Source organism: Rhodococcus sp. MSC1_016, from assembly GCF_023667485.2.
Classification (GTDB): domain Bacteria; phylum Actinomycetota; class Actinomycetes; order Mycobacteriales; family Mycobacteriaceae; genus Rhodococcus_F; species Rhodococcus_F oxybenzonivorans.
In genome coordinates this window covers 3,530,287-3,546,562 of the sequence record NZ_JAMOZI020000001.1, presented here as the reverse complement: position 1 = coordinate 3,546,562, position 16,276 = coordinate 3,530,287, and the positions used below count along the sequence as shown (strand labels likewise).

Below are 16,276 nucleotides of genomic sequence, written 5' to 3'. Positions count from 1 at the left end.
TACGACGACGCCGGTCGTGCGGAAGCTCGCCGGAGTTCCGCACGACCGTGGGTCGACCGCCTCAGGTCAGCGCTTCCGTGGATTGCGGTGTGCGACCGTGAGGCATGAGTAGCGTTGCGACGAGGCCGATTACCGCGAGCGCGGCCGCAAGGATGTACACCGTTGTGAAGCCGCTGCCACCGTAGATTGGCGATCCGTCGATCACCGTGGCGACATTGAGGGCCAATATCGCGAATCCGATCTGCACTGCAACAGCGCTTCCCAACGATCCGACCACGTTGACGGTGCTGGCGGTAACTGCCTGAAGTCGCACCGGTGTCGCGGCGATGACGAGGTTGGGAATTGCCGCGCTGATCAGACCTCCGCCGAATGCGTAGATGAGGTAGCCGGCAAGGATGGGGACGAACTCCTTGTGCGAAAACGCGAGGACCAGGGAACCAGCAGCCATCAAGGCGAATCCGATCCAGTTCGGCAGGCGCGCGCCACGACGTTCGGCGAGATACCCGACGAGGAGACCCATCAACACAGAGGCGACACCTGCAGGGGTGGTGATCCGAGCCATGAAACCGGCGGTCTCGCCGAGTCCGTATGTCAGCCCGAGTGCGATGGGGGTTTGCACGATGAACGACAGCAGGACGAACTGCAAGGCAATGACAGCTTGGCCGGTGAACTGGGTGATCAAGGTGGTGACGATGGGGCGGCCGCGCAGGACCGACAGGTCGATCAGCGGGTGGTCGGACCGCTTGGCTTGCTGAATCCACACGATGAACACCGCTATTGCAAGTGCGCCACACGACAGGGTTTTCCACGACGTCCAACCCCATGTGCCTCCCTCGCCGATTCCGAACAGAACGACAGCGATGGTTGCGCCGAGCAGTAAGCCGCCGGTCCAGTCGATTCGGGTGGGGACACGGATCGGGGACTCGGGGACGACGAGGAGGACCAGGGCGCCGATGATCAGGGGGAAGATTGCGAGCGCGAAGAAGACGCCCTGGTAGCCGAAGTTGTCGATGAGCAGTCCGGCGAAGATCGGTCCGGTGATTGTGGTGACGCCGATGCCGGCTGTTGCCAGACTGACGGCAACGGCGAGCATTCGCTTCGGGAAGATGTCACGCATCAGCGAGTAGACGATGGGGACGATGGCAAGGCCGAAGCCTTCGACAGCGCGCCCGATCAACACGATGGGGAATGTCGGGGCAAGAGCGACGATCAGTGACCCGACTGCCATACATCCGGTCGTGATGAGCAGCCACTTCTTCTTGCCGTCGCGGTCGGCAAGCTTACCCACGAGCGGGGCGCTGATCGCACCGGTCAGTGTGAATAGTGTTGATACCCAGGCTATATCGGGCGTCTGGAACGTTGCTGCCATGTTCGGCAGGGCTGGCGTGACCAGATTGAATGCGTAGGCAACTTCTTCCGAGAGAAGTACCAGGATGACGAGCACGCCGATCCATCCAGCAGTCGATCTGTGTCCGACGCCTTCAGGTGGCAACATCGTGTCATTATCGAGCGTCTCCTGCGACGCACCGTCCGTGGGTGTAGCGGTCATTTGCTTCCTGCATTTCTCTGACGGGAAAGGTGGGACGCTGATGCGCGGGGGAGTGCGCAGCGGTCGAGGGATCAGCGTCGCTCGAGCTTGTGATGTGAGGCACAGTAAAATGGAGCGACCGATTCTGTCAAGTGATCCACTAAACAGACCGTGCGGGACCCTCTGTCGTCTCGCAGTGGTGCGCAGCTAAGGGGAATGCAGGAGCAGGTCGCGCTTCCCGCGCTCTCGACCAGCCGCCAGTTCGTACGAAGAGCCGGCAGGCGAACGGCTCAGGCCCTACCGTCGCTCATCAGGGCCTCCAGCCCGCCGGCCACGAAGTCGACAAGCACGTCGAACTTCTCATCCGACAGGGCGCGTGATTGGGCACCGCTGGCGTCGGACCATCGGGCGGCCATCACGATGAGGGTGTTGACCGTCAGGGACCAGTTGAGTTCGAGGCTGTTGTCGTCTGCGTGCGGGTATGCGCGTTCGAGCAACTTGCGAAGCAACTTCGCGGTGTCGTCTTCGACCGGAAACAGGCGCGGGTCGTTCGCCAAGCTCAGTTGGCCGCAGATGGTCAGCCACCGCACTCCCTTGTCGGGATCTTCTCCGAGGTACTTCCGATATGGGACTGCGAGGAGATTGACGATCTGCTTGGCATTTGGTGTTGCCCCCGAGTCGACCATGGCCGTCGTGAGCGCGTGAATGTGAGCGAGCACGTCGGCGCCGGCGTCGATCAGGACAGCATCGAGGATCGCATCCTTGGATCCGAAGTGATAGTGAGCCGACGCCGCTCCGAGCCCCGCTTCGGCGTTGATGGCCCGGATGGACACTTTCTCGACGCCCTCTGAGGCAAACAGTTTGGTCGCCGCGTCGATGAGTGCACGCCGGGTTGCTGCCCCATCGCGAGGGCTGGTTCGAGGCACGGTTTCGCCTTTCGTTGGGTGAGCGAGGTGATCATATCGCGTGATACACATGACGGTATTGCCGCAGTTCGCGCGCATTTTTTGGTATGCGCGAGTGGCGGCCGCGGTGATCACAAGAAATTCCGCACTTGATTGAATCACTCGATCCACTTACTCTGTTCTGTGACTGCAGACACAGGCGTCCTTGGGCGTGATGTGTCGAGACAACACGAGGTGCCAGCAATCCGGTATCTCTCACGAACTACGCAAAGGAGGCCACGATGGCGTCGCCGCACAGCCAGCACCGGCCGGAAGCTTCGGTATCACCGTCGGTGAGCACGGAATTGCTGCTGGAAATGTTCACCGTCATCGCCCGAGCCCGCGCCGTCGAGGACGCGGTATCCGTGCACATTCGGGACCACGGCTTCGCGGGATTCTGGCATCCAGGCAAGGGCCAGGAAGGAGCCGTGGCGGGCGCTGTCGCGGCGATGGCACCCGACGACTACCTCTTCTACCAAGGCCGAGGAGCGACGTGGCCGCTCGCAAAGGGAATGGGTCTCGCACCGATCATCGGCGATCTCCTCGGCAAGACGACCGGCTCGACCGGCGGTAAAGGCGCCGGCGTGCCCCACTGGGCCGATCCGGCCCTCGGAATCATGGGCGAAGGCGCAACACTGGGATCGGTTTATCCGGTAGCGGCCGGCGCGGCCCTCTCGGCGCAGATGCGCGGAACCGATCAGATCGCCCTCGCGGACTTCGGTGACGGGACAGCCGCGCGCGGCACCTTCCACGAGAGCCTGCTCGAAGCCGCGCGATGGCGCCTGCCCTTGGTCTACTTCTGCGAGAACAACGGGATCTCCGTGTCGACCACTTTCGAGTCCGTGAGCCCGACCAAGACGATCGCCGAGCGCGCATCCGCATACGGCATCCCGGGAGTCCGCGTAGACGGCCATGATGCCGTCGAGGTCTATCTTGCCGTCAAGGACGCGATCGACAGGGCTCGGGCCGGCAACGGGCCCTCCCTGATCGAAGCTGTAGTCACCCGCGTCGGGGGCCATTGGGAAGGAGACGCCCAGAAGTATCGGCCTGCCGACTTCCTCACCACCTACACGGATCCGCTCGAAGTCATGCGTAAACGTATCGACTCGGCCACGGCCGATCGAATCATCGCAGACGCGAAGTCCGAGGTGGCGCAAGCGCTACTCGAAGCCGAAGCCGCTCCGCTGCCTGATCCCTCCGTCATTCTCAAGGACGTGTTCGCATGACCACCACTACACCCGCACCCGCCAACGCTCCCGGATCTACGACCGTTCTCAGCTACGAGGCCGCACAGGGCGCCGCAATCGCTGAAGAGATGCGGCGTGACGACTCGGTTTTCCTCATGGGGCAGGACATTGCTTCCGGAGGCTTTTTCGGGGGCACCCGTGGCCTCGTCGAAGAGTTCGGGCTCGGCCGGATCCGGAACACCGGAATCACCGAAGCGTTCATGGTCGGCGCGGCCGCCGGAGCAGCGATGACCGGCATGCGGCCGATCGTCCAGCTTGGATTCGCAGATTTCAGCTTGATCGCCGGCGACGAAATTTTCCAGAAGCTCGGAAAGTGGCGGCACATGCACGGTGGTCAGTTCGAGCTGCCCGCCGTCATCATCATGCCGATCGGGCCGAGCGGCGGTGCGGGCCCTGAACATTCGGGATCCATGGAAATGCTGCCGATGCACTTTCCGGGCCTGAAGGCAGTGGTACCGTCCAACCCCGCAAACGCGAAGGCGCTCCTCAAGGCGGCGATCCGCGACCCCAACCCGGTGCTCTACTACCCGAGCAAGCAGCTCAACTTCAAGCGCGGTGAGGTGTTCACCGATCCGGAGTACGTGTTGCCCCTGGGCAAGGCCACCATCGCCCGCGAGGGATCCACGGTCAGCGTCATCAGCTACGGCTGCATGGTGCCTCGGGCACTGGAAGCTGCGACCGTACTGGCATCGGAAGGAATTGAGCTCGAGGTCGTCGACCTCCAGACGTTGGTGCCTCTCGACCGCGAGACGATCATCAACTCTGTTGTCAAGACAGGTCGGGCGATGATCGTGCACGAAGCCCCCCGAACGGCTGGTCCGGGTGCCGAGATCGCGGCGCTGATCCAGGAGCGGTGCTTCTACTGGCTCGAAGCACCGATTGCGCGGCTCGGTTCAGTCGACGCACCGATTCCCGCGAGCCGATTCCTCGAGGATCACTGCTTCCCGAGTGTCTCCGACATCGTCGAGACGGCCCGACACTTAGTCCGCGACTGACCTTTCGAAAACGAGGACGTTCTCACTATGCTCGAACTTACCGATATCCACATGCCCCACATGGGTTCCGTGGAATTCGCCCTACTGACCGAATGGTTGATCAAGCCGGGCGAGGAAGTCAACGAAGGCGATGCCTTGTGTGAGGTATCGACCGACAAGGTCGACACCGAAGTGGAGTCACCCCAATCGGGTATCTTGATCAGCTACGTCGCAGCGGTTGAGCAAGAAGTTCCGGTGGGCGACGTCATCGCACGATTCGCCCCGGTCGGCAGTGACCCGGACCAGGTGGCCCGCGCGATCGCGGCCGCGAGCGGCGAACAAGGTGGCGATGTCGCAGTTGCGCCGTCGCCGGCCGCCTCACCTTCGCCGGCGACAGCGGCGGCCCCGGTGACCGGCTCACAGGGCACCCCGGCGGTGGTATTCGAAGAATCGAAGCCCCCGACCGACTCCCTCGTTCTCGCTGCATCATGGTTCTCACCGGTCAACCGGCCGCCTGCAGGGGCACGCCGAGGCGTCCTGGCAGCAGCTCAGGATGACCGGTCCGCAGGTGAACTCGCAAGCAAGAGTGGATTTCTCCAGTCGCAAAAATCAGTACTTACAGTGCCTGCAGGATATGAGGACGTCGCGTACTCGGCAACGGAGCACACCAGGCTGCGGCGCGCGATCGCCAAGAATCTCACGGAATCGTGGAACACCGCACCCCAGCTCACCGCTCAGGTCGATGTCGACTTCTCCGCGGTCGGTGTTGCCCGCGCCAAGCTGAATCGTGATCGAGCCGCGCGCGGCGAAGCCAAGCTCAGCTACCTTCCCTTCATTGCCACTGCCCTCTGCCGGGCAATTGCTGAGCACCCTGTCGTCAACGCCACCTTCACGGATACCCACCTTCTGCAATGGCAGACAGTCAACCTGGGCATCGCCGTAGACACGCCGGACGGCCTTCTGGTGCCGGTTATTCGTGACGCGCAGTCCTTGTCACTTGCTGAGCTGGCCGATGCCATTGCCAGGACGAGCGCCGCTCTCGCGAACGGCGCAGGACGACCGGAAGATCTCGCCGGCGGAACGATCACCATCAGCAACTCCGGCAGCGTCGGCGGGGTCGTGTCGACCCCCATTCTCACGAAGCCTCAGGTTGCCTCGCTCGGTGTGCCGGCAATCGTCCGCACACCCGTCGCACGCAGAAGCGCGGACGGCACCTCCGAGCTATTGACCATTCGCCCGATCGCTCGCCTGGGGCTGACCTTCGACCACCGTGCCTTTGACGGTGCCGAGGCATTGCGTGCCCTGATCAGTGTCCAGAAGACGCTCGAGAACTGGCCTTCGGAGGGCTGATGGTTAACAGTGACGTGGTAGGAGTGGACCGATGAAGGCTGTCGTTCTTCGGCAGGGGACCATCATCGCGACTGACGTCGCAGAACCGGTAGCCGGCCCCGGCCAGCTTCTCGTCGAGCCCCTCGCGGCAGGTGTGTGTGGCAGCGACTTGTCGGCATGGCAGCACACTGACGACTTTCTCGCAGCACATCTCGAGGCCGACGTTCTCGGAGAAGTGTTCGATCCGCTCCGCGACGTCGTACTGGGCCACGAATTCACAGCCCGGATACTCGAGCTCGGCCCCGACGTCACCGGCTACGAAGTCGGCGACCTCATCGTCGCTCTCCCGTGGATTGTGACGGCCGATGGCACGACCCACACGGTGGGCTACTGCGATACCTCTCCGGGAGCTCTCGCCGAAAGAACAGTGGTTCAAGCGGGCGGGCATCTGAAGATCCCGGAGGGCATCGATCCCGTCACGGCGGCTGTGACCGAGCCGCTCGCCACAGGCGTCAACGCGGTGCTGCGCTCTGGAATTCGGCCAGGGGCGGCTGCAGTGGTGACTGGCTGCGGTCCGGTTGGGCTCGGATCGGTCATCGAACTCGCGGTGCGTGGAATACACCCGATCGTTGCATCGGATCCGTCTGCTCGGCGCCGAGAGCTTGCGCTCGCCTATGGCGCCGATGTGGCAGTCGACCCATTGCAGATGGACCCGATGGAGGCGCTGAGAAACGAAATCGCCCCCGCGACCGAGACGTTCGTTTTCGAAGCCTCCGGCGCCAAGGACATTCTCCGACAGCTGATGACCTCCGCACCGAAGTACACGCGGATCATGATCGTCGGCTCGGCGATGCGCCCGGAGACAATCCGCCCAGTCACCGGAATTCTGAAGAATGTCTCGCTCGAGTTCGTCGGTGGGCCCGGACGAGGCGAACAGACCTACGAAGCGTTCGAGCGGACGTTCGACCACGTCGTCACCGGACGGTTCGACCCGTCTCTGATGGTGACCGGGTACGCCAGCCTCGATGCGGTTCACGATGTGTTCGCGGCGCTGAGGCCGACCGCGGGCACGATCGACCACGTGAAGATCCTCGTTCGGAACGAGCTTCCCGCCGGCACGGGCATCGTTCCCAACCCCTGAACACTTCTACTTGTCACGATATTGAGGAACCTATGAACCAGGTCGATGAGATCGCGCGATCCGCGCCCTTCAATCTCGCCCACGTGCGGAGCAAGCTCGAGGAACTTTTCGAACTGGATTCCTCCGACGAACTCGCCGTACGTCTCCTCGCCGGTGGGCGATCGAACTTGACGTTCGAGCTCGCCAGCCCGAACCGGAAGTGGATTCTGCGCCGGCCACCGATCGGGCACCGCCTCGAAACGGCACACGATATGCAGCGTGAGGTCGCCGTGCAGCGGGCACTGGCCAACAGCCCTGTCCCGGTTCCTCGCATCGTGTACGCCGACGATGCCGCACCGGATGCGGGGGGAAGCTTCTACATCATGGACAAGATCGAGGGCGAGGTCCTTCGAACGGACAGCGACTTCAATGAGGTCGAGCCGGCCCACCGCGCGGCACTGTCCTACCAGTACATCGACTGCCTCTCGGCGCTGCACACTCGCGACTACGACTCGCTCGGCCTGACCACGTTCGGCCGGCCGGCGGGCTTTCTCGAGCGGCAGGTGCGACGCTGGCGGAAGCAACTCGCCGCGTCGAAATTTCGAGAGCTGCCGGTGCTCGAAGAGCTGGGAAGGCGGCTCGGCGAGCGGCTGCCGCAGCAGTCCGAGGCGTCGATCGTCCACGGTGACTTCCGTTTCGACAACATGATTGCGCGGATCGGTGAGCAGCCGACGATCGCCGCCGTGCTCGACTGGGAGATGTCCACTCTCGGTGACCCCCTCACCGATCTCGGCCTGGTGCACCTGTTCTGGTCGGGATGGGAGGGCATCACCAACCCCATTGCCGGCACCCCGTCGACACACACCGGATACCCCTCCTTCGACGACCTCGTCGAGCGCTACGCACGGACTACCGGATTCGATGTCAGCGAGTTGAGCTGGTACTCGAGCTTCGCTTTCTACAAGATGGCCGTCATCTTGGAGGGCATCCACCTTCGCTTCGTCAACGGCGAGACGGTGGGGGATGGGTTCGACGACATCGGTTCGATGGTTCAGCCGCTCGCGGAGCGGGGCTTCGCGGCCCTTCCCTGACCTACCGCCCCCGACCGCGAATACAAGGACTTAGGACTGACATGGAGTTCACCTTCGACTCGACCACCCAGCAGATGTGCGATCGGGTCTCGGCATTCATGGAAGAGTTCGTCTTCCCCGCCGAAAAGCACTTCCACGACGATCCCGCCGCCGGGGACCGGCAGTGGGAACGACCGGCGATCATGGCGGACCTGAAGAAGGAAGCCAAAGCGCGGGGCCTGTGGAACTTGTTCCTCCCACATGATCCGCGGGGCGCCGGACTGTCGAACCTCCAGTACGCCCCGATCGCCGAACTGACGGGGTGGAGTCCGGAGGTGGCTCCGGAAGCATTCAACTGCAATCCCCCCGACACCGGAAACATGGAACTGCTCAGCCTGTTCGGCACCGACGAGCAGCAGCAACGGTGGCTCGAGCCCCTACTCGACGGCACCATCCGATCTGCCTATTGCATGACCGAGCCCGACGTCTCATCATCGGATCCGTCGAATCTGACCACGACCATCACTGACGAGGGCGATCACTGGAAGATCGACGGCCGAAAGTGGTGGTCGACCGGAGCCATGAGCAGTGACTGTCAGCTTCTGGTCGTGATGGGCGTGTCCGACCCGGACGCGGATCCTCGCTCGCAACACAGTCTGGTACTCGTGCCCCGAGACACGCCGGGCGTGACCTTCGTTCGGGGACTGTCGATGTTCGGCTTCACGCACGGGGCCCACGGTGGGCATGCGGAAGTCCAGTTCGAGGACGTTCGTGTTCCCAAGAAGAACCTGCTCGGTGAACGAGGGCGCGGACAGGCACTCGCGCAGGCCCGCCTCGGTCCCGGCCGGATTCACCACTGCATGCGCATGATCGGAATGGCCGAGCGGGCCATCGAGTTGATGTGCCGCAGAGCGAACGAGCGGACCGCGTTCGGCAAACGACTCGCTGACCAGGGAATCATTCAGCATTGGATCGCGGAGTCACGCGTCAAGATCGATCAGCTTCGGCTGTTCGTTCTCCGAACTGCGTGGCTGATCGACACCGTGGGTGCACGGGAGGCGCGAACCGAGATCTCCGCGATCAAAGTCGCGGCCCCCGACGCGGTCGGCTGGGTCCTCGACAAGGCGATCCAAGTCCACGGTGCCGGTGGGATGACACAGGATCATCCGTTGGCGATGCTCTGGGCCCAGGCCCGCACCATGCGCTTCATCGATGGTGCCGACGAGGTTCACCGCATGGTGCTGGCCACCCGCGAACTTCGCAAGCACGCCATCCAGTCCGAACAACCAGCCTGATACCGAGGAGATCCGTAGTGTCCGCAAGTGTCATCGTCGCCGGTGCTCGCACCCCGATCGGGAAACTTGGTGGAGCTCTGAGCCCACTCACGGCAGTGGAACTCGGTTCACGTGCCATCGCCGCTGCTGTCCAGCGCGCCGGGGTCGCCGCTAACAACGTCGACAGCGTCATCATGGGCACCGTGGTGCAAGCTGGGGTGGGCCCGAACCCCGCGAGGCAATCCGCAGTGGCCGCGGGGCTACCGATGACCGTGCCCGCGACCACCGTGAACAACCTGTGCCTTTCGGGGTTGCAAGCCATCATTTCTGCCGACCACCTGATCCGTTCGGGAGACGCTGATGTCGTCGTTGCCGGCGGTATGGAATCGATGTCCAACGCCCCCTACCTCGCGCGGGGCGCGCGCCAAGGCTACCGCTATGGCCCGCACTCTCTCGAAGATGCCTTGGATCGCGACGCGTTGACCTGTGCGTTCGATCAAACGTCCATGGGCGCGGCGACAGAGCGGTACCAAGCGGCGGAATCGTTCACCCGAGTCGAGCTCGATGCCTTTGCTGCACAGTCACACCGGCGTGCCGCAGCGGCGACGGCGAATTCCACCTTCGCAGCTGAGATCGTCCCCGTCGAAATTTCATCACGGCGGGGAAACACTACGATCACAGCCGACGAAGGGATTCGGCCGGACACCACGCTGGAGTCACTCGCACGCCTGAGTCCGGCCTTCGCCTCGGACGGCACCACAACGGCAGGATCCTCATCTCAATTATCTGATGGCGCTTGCGCATTGGTCATCATGCGAAAAGAGGTAGCTCAGGCGCGAAAAATCGAGTGGCTGGCCGAGATCAGGTCACACGCGCTGGTCGCGGGCCCAGACACCTCGCTGCTACACCAGCCTTCGAACGCCATCGCCGAAGCGATCCGACGAAGCAAGACAATCGCCCTGACAGACATCGACCTCATTGAAGTCAACGAGGCATTCGCAAGCGTCGCGATCGCATCCATGCGCGACCTCGGAATCACCGATGAGGTTGTCAACGTCAATGGTGGTGCGATCGCACTCGGTCATCCAGTCGGCATGTCCGGCGCCAGAGTGACCCTCACTCTCATGCATGCACTTCGGCGCCGAGGAGGCGGTCTAGGAGCTGCCGCGCTGTGCGGAGGCGGTGGGCAGGGAATCGCCATAATCCTCGAGTCACCACGCAGCGCAGCACCGAATTAGCACCGGCTGAACGTAAAGAACGCACCCTCCACATTTTCCGAGCAGGAGAAGCACTGTGAATATCGTAGATTCCGCCGCACTGGTCACGGGAGCAGCGTCGGGCCTCGGTGCCGCCACCGCCAAGCGCCTCGTCGACGCCGGAGCCACCGTCTTCGGACTGGACCTGCAGCAGTCCATCGAGCGGGCAGGCGACACCCGTCCCGGACGGTGTGACCCTCCTCGCCAACGACGTCACCAGCGGCGACGAGGTCCAGGCCGCAGTCGAGAAGATCGTCGAATCGGGTCTGCCGCTGCGCATCGTGGTCAACTGTGCCGGTGTCGGCTGGGCGGGCCGCATCCTGTCGAAGAAGGGCCCCCACGACCTCGAGCTGTTCCGCACCGTCATCACCGTCAACCTGCTCGGCACGTTCAACGTCATGAGACTGGCCGCCGACGCCATCTCCAAGACCGACACCGTCGACGAGTCCGGGCAGCGCGGCGTCATCATCAACACCGCGTCCGTCGCCGCGTTCGAGGGCCAGATCGGCCAGATCGCGTACTCCGCGTCCAAGGGTGGCGTGCACGGCATGACCGTCCCCGCCGCCCGCGACCTCGCGCAGTTCGGCGTCCGCGTCAACACCATCGCCCCCGGCATCATCGACACCCCGATGCTCGCCGGCGTCACCGACGAGTACCGCAAGGGACTCGAGGCCGGGGTCCCGTTCCCCTCACGCCTCGGCCAGCCCGCCGAATACGCGCAGCTCGCTCAGATGATCGTCGAACACGACTACCTCAACGGTGAGACCTTCCGCATGGACGGTGCCCTTCGCATGTCGCCGCGCTAATTCCGTCAAGACATTACTCATTATGGAAAGGCAGCATCCGTGAGAAGACCGGTCGCAAGCGCTGTGTACCCGGATGCCGACCTGCAAGAGATTCGGCGCCGTCTGATCGAGTCAGGTGATCTTGACGAATGTGCCATGCTCAGCCTGCGAAGCACGATGGATTCTCGGCTCGGTCGGGGTTACTCGGTAGATGGTGGAGGACAGCACTGGGTCCTCCACCGCGCTGACGACGATCGCGACGGCATCGAGACAGAGCTCAGAGTGCAAGTAACGCTCGGTGACGCGGAGGTTGTACCTGTACCGGAGATCGTTCAGCGTGATACAGGAGCATCTCGTTACTACCTTGCTCGGAGAGTCGCCGGGACAGTACTTCGAACGGACATTGAGCTCGATGCGGTTCCAGTACACCTGCGGAAAGCCCTTGGGTATCAATTCATCGACTCATTGACCTCGGTTCATGGTGTCGACCTAGACGCGACCGGCCTTGATCGACTCTGCGCTGACGAAGCGAGTCTGGAGGTTCACCTTGCGCAGGTGCACGAAAGCCTCGAGAGAGCTGGGATCACTGCGCGCCCCGATCTCCGGGAACTGTTCGACTCCCTCGCAGCGACTATCCCAAAATCTGGCCGATCCGTCCTTCGCCATGGCGACTACCAACTCCGCAATGTCGTCTGGCAGCTCGCCGACGCCGTTCGTGTTTCCGCCGTTCTGGATTGGAGACATGCGACGGTGGGCGACCCGTTCGTCGACCTCGGTGTCGCGCAGGTCTTCTGGTCAGGCCTACATGGCGTGAGCAATCGGCTCTTCGGGTGCCCCAGTGCTCACCGCGGATATCCTTCGTTCGACCAGCTTATCGAGCGATATAGCGAACGAAGCGGTCTACGGACTGGTTCCACCGAAATGTCGTGGTACTACGCTTTCGGATTCCTCGTGGTGGCCGCTCGAATCTGCGGCTCCGGCAGGCCATCACCACCCAGCGGCACAGTCGGTCACGCGGGGGTAGAAGCAGTGATCACACCATTGGTGACACGGGGAATCGCAGCAATCGAGGGAAACATTCTCTCCACTGCGAGCTGTAGGTAAAGCACGCCGGGCATGAGGAAGTACAGGTTGACGCGATGAACGCAATGAATCAAAGGCCAAGCGCGGATGGTCGGAAACTGCTCCGCATCGAGGTACGGAATGCGGAGACCCCGATCGAACGCAAGCCGAACTGGATCAAGACGCGAGCGAAGATGGGCCCGGAATACTCCGAGCTCAAGAGCCTCGTCAAACGAGAGGGCCTGCACACCGTCTGCGAAGAAGCCGGCTGCCCCAACATCTACGAATGCTGGGAAGACCGCGAGGCCACCTTCCTCATCGGCGGCGAGCAATGCACCCGGCGCTGCGACTTCTGCCAGATCGACACCGGCAAACCCGACGACCTCGACCGCGACGAACCCCGCCGCGTCGCCGAGTCCGTGCAGGCCATGGGCCTGCGCTACTCGACCATCACCGGCGTCGCCCGCGACGACCTCCCCGACGGCGGCGCCTGGCTCTACGCCGAAACCGTGCGCCTGATCCACCAACTCAATCCCGGCACCGGCGTCGAACTACTGATCCCGGATTTCAACGCCAAACCCGAGCAACTCGCCGAGGTGTTCTCCACCCGCCCCGAGGTCCTCGCCCACAACGTCGAAACCGTGCCCCGCATCTTCAAGCGCATCCGCCCCGCCTTCCGCTACCAGCGCAGCCTCGACGTGATCACCGCCGCCCGCGAAGACGGACTCGTCACCAAGTCGAACCTGATCCTGGGGATGGGCGAAACCCCCGACGAGGTCACCCAGGCGTTGCACGACCTGCACGACGCCGGCTGCGACATCATCACCATCACCCAGTACCTGCGTCCCTCGCCGCGGCATCACCCCGTCGAGCGGTGGGTCAAGCCCGAGGAATTCGTGGCGCACTCCACCACCGCCGAAGAGATCGGCTTCGCCGGCGTGATGGCCGGACCGCTGGTCCGCTCCTCCTACCGGGCCGGCCGACTCTACGCACAGGCGAAAGCAATTCATTCAAGGCTCATTTCGACAGTCAGGGAGGCCTCCCAATGATGAACGATTCCATCATCGAAGACGCCCGGATCCTCGAATACGCCCGTCGGTGGCTCCCCTACGGGGGAGGAAACAGCGGGGATCTTCTGGTCGAGTTCGGGATGACGCCCGCATGCTACGTGGCTAGACTCGGCAAGATTCTCGACGGATTGGCGGCACGCCACCTGGAACCCCACGTCCGCACCCAGCTGCGTGAATTCGTTACGAACCACGCACACCGCGCACGCTGACGAGAATACCTGCTCACGGCACCCAGGAAAGCCTGCGTGGACTACCACGCAGGGGCTGCGTGAAGCGACAGGGGCTGGAAGGCCGTGCGGTCCCGGCGACAACCACACGGCCTTCCGTCTCATTCTGTTTGCACGATCCTCAACGCAACAATTCTCTCCACGCAGTGGATCGTGCTGACGCTGTGGTCAGTGCACCGTTGTCGAACCCTCCACCACCCGACCGCGTCTGACGCCGACCGATATTGCAGCGCCGAGCAGCGAGATGATCGCACCGACCCACATGGTTGTGTGCATGCCGTGCATAAACGTCGTCTCCGTCGCGTTGTGCAGGGCTGCGAGTATCTCGGGAGTGACGTGTGTGGGCAGAGGAGTGGCACCTTGCGCCACGGAACGCACGGCTTCACCCGACAGTTCTTCGGAGATTGTGGATGGAATGCCATTGTCGTCCATGGCGGGTCCGAATTTGGCCCCGACTGCGGATGCCATCACCGCGCCGAGGACTGCCGTTCCCAGGATGCCGCCGATCTGGAGCGATGTTTGGTGCACCCCGGCCGCGGGGCCGGCATCAGTGACGTCGGCGTTGCCGAGGATGGCTTGCACAGATGAGGTCATGACCAGTCCGACTCCGAGTCCGAGGACCGTGAAGGGAATGGCAAGCGCTAGGTACCCAGTGCGCGGTTCCACGCCTGTGAAGAGCGCAAATCCTAGTGCGCTGAACACCATTCCCGCGAATAGCGGAGGGCGGGGGCCGTAGTTCTTGATGACCCAACCGCAGCTGCTGGACGCGACGACATTCGCGATGCTCATCGGCAAGATATGCAGGCCGGCGGCCATCGGTGAGTCTCCGTTGATCTGCTGCAGAAACAGGAGCACGAAGAATAGTGAACCCACCAGGGAGAAGAAGGAGATGACGGTCAGAAGGACACCGAGGGATATGGAGCGATCGGCGAACAACCGCATCGGTATAAGCGGATCGACAGCTCGACGTTCGGCGAAGACGAATGCGACTCCCGAGACGATGCCCGCAAGCAATAGTCCGATGACCAGCCAGTTGGTCCAGCCGATTTCGGGCGCCTGGATCAGGCCGTAAGTGATCGGCAGCAGCGCTGCCGCGAGTAGCGCGGTACCCGCCAGGTCGAAGGGAGTGGAGTCGCCGCCGGTCGAGTTCCGAGCGGGAAGCACCTTCAACCCGACAGCGAGAGAGACCACCGCGATGGGAACATTGATGAGAAACGCCCACCGCCAACTTGTGTGCTCGATGAGCAAACCGCCAATGAGGGGGCCTGCAGCGGAGGAAGCGCCGATCAACGACGCAAATAACGCTAGAGCTTTCGGCAGAGATTCCGGGGGGAAAAGTGCGCGAAGGAGGGCGAGCGCGTTGGTGACGATCAAGGCGCCGAATAGTCCTTGTCCCAGCCGTGACGTGATCACCATTCCGACGCTCTGTGACAACGCAATTCCCGCGGATGTGATTCCGAATCCCACAATGCCGGTCAGGAATACGGAGCGTCGGCCGAAACGATCGCCGAGTTTTCCGGAGAGGACCAGAGTTGCTGCCATGGCCAGTAGGTAGATGTTGGTGATCCACTGCAGGCCCGACAGGCTGGCACCGAGGTCGAGTGCGAGAACGGGGTTCGCGACCGCTGTAATGGTGCCGTCGAGTGAGACGATCAGGACTCCGAGTGCGATCGCAACCATGGCGATCCATGGGTTCGATCGCGCAGACAGCTCGGAGACGGTTGGCGATGGGAGCTTACTTCCCGTGGTAGTCACGCGGGGCGTTTCCTTCTGAGGGTGGTTGGTTCAGCGCACGTGTGGGGGTTCGCCCGCAGACTGCAGTGCCGGCAGCAGGGAGGCGATGCACGTGTCGAGGGTGTTGATCAACATTGGGACGGTGCCGGAAGACCGGCGCCACGTCGTGACCGCGACTCGCGAGGCGCCGGCGAAGGCCGCAACGACCAATCGCGGTCCGAGGTCACCGCTGGACCGGAACACCGGCCGTGTTTCCAAGGCCGCGACCAGGAGTTCTTCCTGGTTGTAGCCGCGCTGGAGGTTCGCCGCCATCAGTCCTGGGTGGGACTCGACGAAAGCCTGCAGTGCGAGGTAAGTCTCGGATTGGCCGGATGATTCCAGCCATGCCCAGGCTTCGGCCAACGCATGCCGAAGACTTTCCAGAGGTGCTTCGTCGTGGGGTCGGGCTTGGACGATCTGCAGGAAGCGGTTGTCCAGGTCTGCGAGAAGCGCCAGTGCCAGGCCTTCCTTTGTGTGGAAGTAGCGATAGGTGGTGCGGGGCGACACGTTTGCCGCTGCGGCGACCTGCTCGACCGTGATCGCATCGAAGCCGTCCTGCAGGAATAGTTCGACGGCGGTCTGGGCGAGGACTTCCCGCGTTCTCATCGCGTTTCGAG

The 16,276-nt window shown here is 63.0% G+C and carries 14 protein-coding genes and 1 pseudogene; 11 read left to right on the top strand and 4 right to left on the bottom strand.

What is annotated here, in order from left to right:
- Positions 1-61: 61 nt before the first annotated feature.
- Together L1080_RS16330 and L1080_RS16325 are read right to left on the bottom strand one after the other, a co-directional pair.
- Positions 62-1,549: an MFS transporter gene (locus L1080_RS16330; RefSeq protein WP_250770573.1), complete on the bottom strand. Its 1,488-nt coding sequence runs from the start codon at positions 1,547-1,549 to the stop codon at positions 62-64.
- A 269-nt stretch (positions 1,550-1,818) separates the two neighbouring features.
- Positions 1,819-2,454, bottom strand: coding sequence for a TetR/AcrR family transcriptional regulator (locus L1080_RS16325; RefSeq protein WP_159920702.1), 636 nt, complete (start codon positions 2,452-2,454; stop codon positions 1,819-1,821).
- A 260-nt stretch (positions 2,455-2,714) separates the two neighbouring features.
- On the opposite strand from L1080_RS16325, the gene L1080_RS16320 reads away from it, so the two are divergent.
- The 11 genes and pseudogenes from L1080_RS16320 (at position 2,715) to L1080_RS16270 (ending at position 13,868) form a co-directional block, all read left to right on the top strand.
- Entirely contained in the window at positions 2,715-3,698 is a 984-nt protein-coding gene (locus L1080_RS16320) for a thiamine pyrophosphate-dependent dehydrogenase E1 component subunit alpha (RefSeq protein WP_159920704.1), read from the top strand.
- Positions 3,695-4,714 (top strand): alpha-ketoacid dehydrogenase subunit beta, encoded by a 1,020-nt coding sequence (locus L1080_RS16315; protein WP_159920706.1) that lies wholly within the window; start codon positions 3,695-3,697, stop codon positions 4,712-4,714. Before L1080_RS16320 ends, L1080_RS16315 begins: the two co-directional genes overlap by 4 nt.
- Before the next feature lie 27 nt (positions 4,715-4,741).
- Positions 4,742-6,043, top strand: coding sequence for a dihydrolipoamide acetyltransferase family protein (locus L1080_RS16310; RefSeq protein WP_159920708.1), 1,302 nt, complete (start codon positions 4,742-4,744; stop codon positions 6,041-6,043).
- A gap of 31 nt (positions 6,044-6,074) precedes the next feature.
- Positions 6,075-7,163 carry an alcohol dehydrogenase catalytic domain-containing protein gene (locus L1080_RS16305; protein ID WP_159920710.1) on the top strand — a complete coding sequence of 363 codons (1,089 nt, stop codon included), beginning with the start codon at positions 6,075-6,077 and terminating at the stop codon, positions 7,161-7,163.
- A 32-nt stretch (positions 7,164-7,195) separates the two neighbouring features.
- Positions 7,196-8,233 carry a phosphotransferase family protein gene (locus tag L1080_RS16300; protein WP_250770571.1) on the top strand — a complete coding sequence of 346 codons (1,038 nt, stop codon included), beginning with the start codon at positions 7,196-7,198 and terminating at the stop codon, positions 8,231-8,233.
- Between the two features lie 41 nt (positions 8,234-8,274).
- Positions 8,275-9,507 carry an acyl-CoA dehydrogenase family protein gene (locus tag L1080_RS16295; protein ID WP_159920714.1) on the top strand — a complete coding sequence of 411 codons (1,233 nt, stop codon included), beginning with the start codon at positions 8,275-8,277 and terminating at the stop codon, positions 9,505-9,507.
- Between the two features lie 17 nt (positions 9,508-9,524).
- Positions 9,525-10,724 carry an acetyl-CoA C-acyltransferase gene (locus L1080_RS16290; RefSeq protein WP_250770568.1) on the top strand — a complete coding sequence of 400 codons (1,200 nt, stop codon included), beginning with the start codon at positions 9,525-9,527 and terminating at the stop codon, positions 10,722-10,724.
- A gap of 55 nt (positions 10,725-10,779) precedes the next feature.
- Positions 10,780-11,548 (top strand): annotated as a pseudogene (locus tag L1080_RS16285) (SDR family NAD(P)-dependent oxidoreductase).
- A 135-nt stretch (positions 11,549-11,683) separates the two neighbouring features.
- The gene (locus L1080_RS16280; protein WP_374433626.1) at positions 11,684-12,631 is read left to right on the top strand and encodes a phosphotransferase family protein; all 948 of its coding nucleotides are present in this window, start codon (positions 11,684-11,686) and stop codon (positions 12,629-12,631) included.
- Positions 12,632-12,675: 44 nt separating this feature from the next.
- Complete coding sequence (gene lipA, locus L1080_RS16275; RefSeq protein ID WP_201453538.1) at positions 12,676-13,638, top strand: lipoyl synthase; 963 nt, start codon at positions 12,676-12,678, stop codon at positions 13,636-13,638.
- The gene (locus L1080_RS16270) at positions 13,635-13,868 is read left to right on the top strand and encodes a DUF3263 domain-containing protein (RefSeq protein WP_159920722.1); all 234 of its coding nucleotides are present in this window, start codon (positions 13,635-13,637) and stop codon (positions 13,866-13,868) included. The genes lipA and L1080_RS16270 overlap by 4 nt, the downstream gene beginning before the upstream one ends.
- A 186-nt stretch (positions 13,869-14,054) precedes the next feature.
- Here L1080_RS16270 and L1080_RS16265 read toward each other — a convergent pair whose 3' ends face one another.
- Both L1080_RS16265 and L1080_RS16260 read right to left on the bottom strand, forming a co-directional pair.
- Complete coding sequence (locus tag L1080_RS16265) at positions 14,055-15,566, bottom strand: MFS transporter (protein WP_159920724.1); 1,512 nt, start codon at positions 15,564-15,566, stop codon at positions 14,055-14,057.
- Between the two features lie 105 nt (positions 15,567-15,671).
- Positions 15,672-16,265, bottom strand: a complete 594-nt coding sequence (locus L1080_RS16260; protein ID WP_159920726.1) for a TetR/AcrR family transcriptional regulator — start codon at positions 16,263-16,265, stop codon at positions 15,672-15,674.
- Between the last annotated feature and the right edge of the window lie 11 nt (positions 16,266-16,276).

Coding starts and splice junctions, on each gene's coding strand:
- L1080_RS16330 (WP_250770573.1), bottom strand. CDS start 1,549: ATGACCGCTACACCCACGGACGGTGCGTCGCAGGAGACGCTCGATAAT.
- L1080_RS16320 (WP_159920704.1), top strand. CDS start 2,715: ATGGCGTCGCCGCACAGCCAGCACCGGCCGGAAGCTTCGGTATCACCG.
- L1080_RS16315 (WP_159920706.1), top strand. CDS start 3,695: ATGACCACCACTACACCCGCACCCGCCAACGCTCCCGGATCTACGACC.
- L1080_RS16310 (WP_159920708.1), top strand. CDS start 4,742: ATGCTCGAACTTACCGATATCCACATGCCCCACATGGGTTCCGTGGAA.
- L1080_RS16305 (WP_159920710.1), top strand. CDS start 6,075: ATGAAGGCTGTCGTTCTTCGGCAGGGGACCATCATCGCGACTGACGTC.
- L1080_RS16300 (WP_250770571.1), top strand. CDS start 7,196: ATGAACCAGGTCGATGAGATCGCGCGATCCGCGCCCTTCAATCTCGCC.
- L1080_RS16295 (WP_159920714.1), top strand. CDS start 8,275: ATGGAGTTCACCTTCGACTCGACCACCCAGCAGATGTGCGATCGGGTC.
- L1080_RS16280 (WP_374433626.1), top strand. CDS start 11,684: ATGCTCAGCCTGCGAAGCACGATGGATTCTCGGCTCGGTCGGGGTTAC.
- lipA (WP_201453538.1), top strand. CDS start 12,676: ATGAATCAAAGGCCAAGCGCGGATGGTCGGAAACTGCTCCGCATCGAG.
- L1080_RS16270 (WP_159920722.1), top strand. CDS start 13,635: ATGATGAACGATTCCATCATCGAAGACGCCCGGATCCTCGAATACGCC.
- L1080_RS16265 (WP_159920724.1), bottom strand. CDS start 15,566: ATGGTTGCGATCGCACTCGGAGTCCTGATCGTCTCACTCGACGGCACC.
- L1080_RS16260 (WP_159920726.1), bottom strand. CDS start 16,265: ATGAGAACGCGGGAAGTCCTCGCCCAGACCGCCGTCGAACTATTCCTG.